A 5,724-nucleotide genomic window follows, 5' to 3' on the forward strand; every position below is an offset into this window, starting at 1 on the left:
GGCTTGCGGACGACATCGTCGACGCCGCTTTCGAACAGGCGCAGCGTATGTTCGAGCGAGTGATGCTCGCTGAGCGCGATCACCGGTGCGCCGGTCCGGTCGCGGATCTGGCGCGGCGATACCGCGCCCTCGCGGCAGTCGCCGATGAGAAAGGCCCTGACGGATCTGAGATCGGTGTGGGCGGCGGAACTCACCCACTCGCCGAATTCGCCTGGCGCGAAACCGGCCGTGGCCACGCCCTCGCGATCGAAAAGTGAGGAGTAGCCCTCTGTCACGAGCTCCCGCTCGTCAACGATCACGATCATCGGCCCGCCCTCCGAATCAATTCATTTGCCCCGTGCGGAAAGGGGTACCCGGCTCGACGAATCCTGAAAAACCATCATTTCTTGTAGCTATTTTCTTGGGAGTTTTTTTGGGAGCCGTAATAAAAGCGATCGTGCAGGTGTATTCGCGCCAGCTGTTGGCGGATGAATATTGGCGCCGGCGGACAGGCCGGCGACAGCCATCGGCATTCAGAGGAAAGCAACTATTGGTTGCAAAATGTGCTGGCATTCGGCGTCCATTTGCCGAAGCCGGTGGCGACCATGTTGGCGATGACGCGGCAGACATAGACCTTCTGCGCCGGGTCGTTGTCGGGGCCGGCATGGTAGCGAGCGACGGCCATCGACCAGGTCATGTGCCGGGCGTGCAGGGCGGCCAGGAAGCGTGCGGCATAGTCGACATTCTGATGCGGGTCGAGCATGTCCTCGACGCTGCGGAAATGGTCGCCGTGATAGTGCTGGTTGATCTGCATGCAGCCGAGGTCGATCAATGTCTTGCCTTCGCGGCGGGCATTCTCGAAGGTGGCGAGAGCTTCATCGCGGCTGCGCGGGAACACAGCTTTTCCCCCTATATTCATGGCATTAGGCTGAAGGCTGCCTTTCTTTCCGGTTTCTGTCAGGCCGACCGCATAGAGAATGCCGGCCGGCACGCCGTAGCGATCCGCGGCGCGCAGGATCTCCGGCTCGCAGGGATTTGTAGCTGCGCTCGCGCCACCGGCCGCTAAGCTAGATGTACATATCGTCGCCAGCACGCTCGCGAAGAGGCGAAGCCGGGCGGGCGAATTCCTGTGCGCCATTGCTGTCGTTCCTTCCCGGTTGCCGGCCGCCGCCTGCGCCGTTGCCGCCCGAGTTCCCGGGCTGGAATGAAGGCTGGTCGCGACCTGTCGACATCGGCATGGCGCCGTTGGCGTCGGTGCGGCTCGCCGCATGCGCTGCTATCGAAGGTTGCAGGATGGTGACCTTGTCGACGTCGAAACCGAGGCTGCGCATCGACTTGACGATGGCATCGCTGTCGGTGGTGAGACGGCGATATGCCTCGTGCGTCTCGGGCTTCATCTCAATCGAAAGTTGCTCGCCCGATAGCCGCAGGCTGGCGGTGACCACCCCGAGCTCCGCAGGGTGGAGCTCGATCTTGAGCACGTGTGTCGGAACGGCAACAGAGTTGGTCGTCTGGGAGCCTGCCGAGCCGCTTGCGAAAGCCTGCTGAACGCCATTGTCGGTGGCAAGCGCCTCAACCAGCGCCGACGCCGTCTGGCCGATGGGGTTTTGCGCCGGCGCCGGGAAGCTCTGCTGGCTGACGACTTCCATGCGTGTGGCGGAAGAAGACGGCTTGACCGGTGTCTGCGAAGCAGCCGGCTGCGATTGTTGTGATGCCTTGGAGGCGGAAGCCGGTCGCCAGCCCTGCGGCAGCACAGGGCTGTCGGCCTGCGGCTCATTTCCTTGCATCGGCAAGATTCTGGTTTCGCTGCGACCGGGCATGTCGAGAGCCATGTCCGCCTTCACCGGCTTCTGCCCGAAGTCGAGCCCGGAGGCTTCAGCGGCCGTCGAACGGGCGGATCGCGACTGCGGCTCGGCGGAACTGCCGACCGGCGCGCGCTTGCCAATGCGCAGTTGCAGCTTCAGTGCCTCGTGCTCGCCGGCGCCTTCTCCATCGGCGACGGAATCCTTTCCGCCCGCGCCCGACGATTGCGCGAAGTGCTTCATGTCGCTCAACGCCATCAGCAACGGCAAGCGGTCCCGCATCGGCACGGAATCGCTGGCTTGCGCCGTGGCATCCTTGTCGGTCGTCGGCTTTGCATCGTCGACCCGGCCGGCCGCGGTCCTCGTGGACTTTCCCGCGGCTTTCTGCGAGCCGGTTTTCCCTTCCGGATCCTGGTCAGGCTCATGCTTGCGGTTGTCGGCCGCCGAGCGCTTCGCCAGATGAGCGCCCGGCAATACGGTCGCGTGCTTGTCCTGCGGCCGATCGGGCTTTTCCGTCTCGCGCATCATCTCGCCGAAACCCTGATCCTTGTCCTTGTCGCCGGCGGCGTGCTGCCGGGGCTGGGTCGAAGCGAAGCCCGGCAAGGTCTGGTTGACGCTGGTCACTTGGGGGCTGCTCCGAGAAGTTGGTCGATCTGGTCGAGCTGGCGGCGCGTGCTGGCCACTGCCGCGTCGATGGGGTCTTGCGCCTTCGAGTCCGCCGGCGCGGAGGCCTGAACCACGGGCGCGGCGTCAGCTTGCATCGGAGCGGCGGCCGGCGTTTCATCCGTCGTTCGCGCCAGTGGCTGGGCAGACGGCGGCGAAGCCGCGGGTGGAGTGTCCCTCGCCGGATCGCCAGACGCGACCCGCGGATTGCTTGACGCGACCGCTGGCTGATCGGGCATCGCTCCTTCCACCGGAGGCAGATCCGCATCGGCCGGATCGGCCGAGGCCTCGGCCGCCGCCTTCGCCTCATTTCCCTTCGCTGCGGCCGGCGCGGCTTCCGCCTTGGCGGGCGTCTTTACCGGCGCCACCACCTCACCCGCCACGGCTTGCGCGGCGTCAAGCAGGTCACGGTCGCTTTGCGAAAGCTTGTTGCGATCGATCTTGCTGAGCCTGGCACGCACTTCATCGACGCTGGCCGATGTCATGTTGGAAAGGCTCGAATAGAGTTGGCTGCGCGGGTCGTCCTGGCTGCCGCCGCCGTTGCGGCCCAGTTCCGCCTTCGTCGCGGCAAAGGCCGAGAGCTCCGTCATCCCGTCGATCGCGGCGTGGCGCGCGATGCGCAGATAGATCACCTTCTCGCGCTCGGGATCCATCATCGAGGTGATGTCGGCGATCTTGTCCTGGCTGATCGCCATATGCAGCGTGATGACACCGGAAACAAAGGCATCGGCGAACTGGCTGGCGTAGGGCGAGTAGAGATAGGACGCGACATATTGGGTCGACGCCAGCGCGAAACGGGCGGCGTCGCCCTGCGCGGCCGCGATGCCCACGGAGCGGCGAAGCGCCGCCTCCTCGACCAGCGTGCCGGGGCTGAGCAGGCGCGCCTCGTCCAGCAGGGCTAGCGCCTGGGCAGGGTCATCGGCCGCAAGCAGCGAACCCTTGACCAGCGCCAGAAAAGCGCCGATGTCCGGAGGCACGCTCATCGGATCGATCGGCTTCAGCATATCGATCGCATTGGCCGGCCGGCCGTTCAGATAGGCGACCACGCCCTTGGCGATGGCGAGGCTTTGCGGGTCGGTCATCGCGCGCGAAGCCGCCGCCGCGACCGTCACCGGATTGCCGCCGCTCATGCCGTAGACCAGCAAAGCGCGGAAATTCTTCGGCTCCTTGAAGTCCTCGGCATTGGCGTCGCGCATCCGGGCGTCGACCATTTCGAGGAGCTTCGCCTGCATCGGCAGCGCGGCATGATCACCGCCGGCAATGCGGTCCTGGATCAGCTGCAGCGAACGCACCAGCTGATAAGGCTGCAGCGCGTCCTGCGCGAAGGCCGCCGATGGCGACCTCGCCGCAAGCAATAGCAGCGCGATCGCGCCGCCGATGGCGCTCCTGCCCTTCATCCGCCGGCCGTCATCAGGATTTCGATGCGGCGGTTCGCGGCCGCCATCGGATCGGACGAGATCTTGGGCTGCCGGTCGGCGAAGCCCGCGACCTCGGTGATGCGGCTTTCGTCGACGCCGCCGCGAACCAGCATGTAGTAGGCCGCATGGGCACGCGCGGTCGACAGCCGCCAGTTGTCGTAGGTGTCGCTGCGGAACGGCCGCGCGTCCGTGTGGCCGCTGATGGTGATGGTGCCCTTCTTCTCGTTGATGATGTGGCCGATCTTTTCCATCGCCAGCACCAGCTCGCGGCGCGGCATGGCCGAACCGATCTCGAACATGCCGAAATCGAGCTGATCGGTGATCGAAATGACGACCCCCTTGTCGGTGGCCTCGACGGAGACGCCGTCGGCGAGCTTTTCGCCCGGCAGGAATGCCTTGGCGAGTTCCTTCTTGATTTCCGCGGCCTGCTGGAGGGCGGCTTGGCTCGGCGCCTTGTCGCCCTTGTCGGCGCCTTGCTCTTGTTCGGTCTTTTCCACTTTCGCCGGTTCGGCTTTGGTGTCGCCGGCCGCGGCCTCGCGCTTGTCGGCGTCGGCTTTCTCGCCCTGTACCTTGTCAGTCTTGTTACCTTCACCCAACGGCTTCTCGGTCTCTCCCTGCGCGGCCTTCTGACCGCTCTTGGCCTCGGTCTTTTCCGAGGTTGCCAGCGGCTCCAGCGGCGCGGCCGTCAGCGGGGGAGCCGCCGGAGCAGCCTTTGCCTTCGGCACCGCGACCGTTGCGACCTTCTCGCCAGGCTTTGCGGAATCGCCATCGATCTTGGCGCGTTCGGCCGTGGCCTCGGCGCCAGGCGCCGCCACCTGCTGCGACCAGAAATCAGGCGCGAAGGGGTCGCGATAGGATTCGCCGCCGGAAGCGCCGGTCGCCGGGCCGGCCGTCTGGGCGCCGCCTTCGCCCTTGGCGCTGACATTCTGCAGCCCCCCCGTATCGGCGGCGATCTCCGCCAGCACCGCATAGGGATCGGCAAACAGCTTTTCATCGGACAGCTGGGCATCCTGCGCGCCGTCCTTGGTCTGCCGGCGTTCGGACGAGCCGGCGCCGCCTTTGCCGTCCTCGCCCGCCTTGGTCGCGCCCTGCTGCGGATTGTCCGCGGTCAGGCCGACCTTGCTCGGACCGTCGCCGAGGTCTTCGAGGCCCTTGCGGCTGGAATTGCGGTCGATCAGCTCGACCGGATTGAAATAGCTGGCGACGGCCGCCTTGGTCTGCTCGTTGGCGGCGTTGATCAGCCACATGACGAGGAAGAAGCACATCATCGCCGTCATGAAATCGGCGAAGGCGATCTTCCACACGCCACCATGGTGATCATCGTCATGACCGTCGTGATTGCGCTTGACGATGATGATCTCGTGCCGGGGCTCGGCATGGTCGATGGCGCTCATGACAGAACCTCGGACAAGGACGCGGACCACTCGGCGATACGCGTCTCGAACACCGTTTCGTCGATGCTGACGGTCAGGTCGAAGCCCGGCGCCTCGGCGAAGTCGAGATTGGCCGCGCGGGATCCAAGCGCCGCCTTCAGCGGCTCGAACAGCGAGAGCGGTCCCCGAACACCGATCCGGACGGCCTCGTTGTCGGCGACCGCGGCGCCGATGGCGCGTGAAAGGGCCTGCAGCGAACGTTCCTGCAGGTCGTCGCTGAGAAGGCTGCCGATGATGCGGGCGACAGTTGCGCCGGTAAGCTCGGCAACGCGCTGCTCCATGGCCTCGATGCGCGTGGCGACAGCGGCGCCGAGGTCGCCGCCGAAACTTTCAAGAAAGGCTCTCGCGGCATCGTCGCTGGCCTGGCGCTCGGCGTCGAGCGCGGCCTGATGGGCGAGCGCAAGCCGTGCCTCGAGCGTGGCCTCCGCG

General features: G+C 65.9%; 5 protein-coding genes and 1 pseudogene. All 6 read right to left on the reverse strand.

Annotated features, from left to right (window positions below; all coding sequences use genetic code 11):
* A pseudogene (locus tag EOA23_RS30715) lies at positions 1-305 on the reverse strand (response regulator transcription factor); the annotation flags it as partial.
* Between the two features lie 221 nt (positions 306-526).
* Positions 527-1,117 carry a transglycosylase SLT domain-containing protein gene (locus EOA23_RS30720; protein ID WP_127306883.1) on the reverse strand — a complete coding sequence of 197 codons (591 nt, stop codon included), beginning with the start codon at positions 1,115-1,117 and terminating at the stop codon, positions 527-529.
* Entirely contained in the window at positions 1,047-2,405 is a 1,359-nt protein-coding gene (locus EOA23_RS30725; RefSeq protein WP_127306884.1) for a flagellar hook-length control protein FliK, read from the reverse strand. The genes EOA23_RS30720 and EOA23_RS30725 overlap by 71 nt, the downstream gene beginning before the upstream one ends.
* Complete coding sequence (locus EOA23_RS30730; protein ID WP_127306885.1) at positions 2,402-3,841, reverse strand: chemotaxis protein MotC; 1,440 nt, start codon at positions 3,839-3,841, stop codon at positions 2,402-2,404. Before EOA23_RS30730 ends, EOA23_RS30725 begins: the two co-directional genes overlap by 4 nt.
* Complete coding sequence (locus EOA23_RS30735; RefSeq protein ID WP_127306886.1) at positions 3,838-5,256, reverse strand: MotB family protein; 1,419 nt, start codon at positions 5,254-5,256, stop codon at positions 3,838-3,840. Before EOA23_RS30735 ends, EOA23_RS30730 begins: the two co-directional genes overlap by 4 nt.
* Positions 5,253-5,724 (reverse strand): hypothetical protein (locus EOA23_RS30740; RefSeq protein WP_127306887.1); only part of this gene is annotated, 472 nt, incomplete at its 5' end. The genes EOA23_RS30740 and EOA23_RS30735, both read right to left, overlap by 4 nt.

The sequence above is a fragment of the Mesorhizobium sp. M2A.F.Ca.ET.042.01.1.1 genome (genome assembly GCF_003997405.1).
GTDB lineage: Bacteria > Pseudomonadota > Alphaproteobacteria > Rhizobiales > Rhizobiaceae > Mesorhizobium.

Excerpts from the sequence above, each read along its gene's own strand:
- EOA23_RS30735 (WP_127306886.1), bottom strand. The coding sequence starts at position 5,256 with ATGAGCGCCATCGACCATGCCGAGCCCCGGCACGAGATCATCATCGTC.
- EOA23_RS30720 (WP_127306883.1), bottom strand. The coding sequence starts at position 1,117 with ATGGCGCACAGGAATTCGCCCGCCCGGCTTCGCCTCTTCGCGAGCGTG.
- EOA23_RS30730 (WP_127306885.1), bottom strand. The coding sequence starts at position 3,841 with ATGAAGGGCAGGAGCGCCATCGGCGGCGCGATCGCGCTGCTATTGCTT.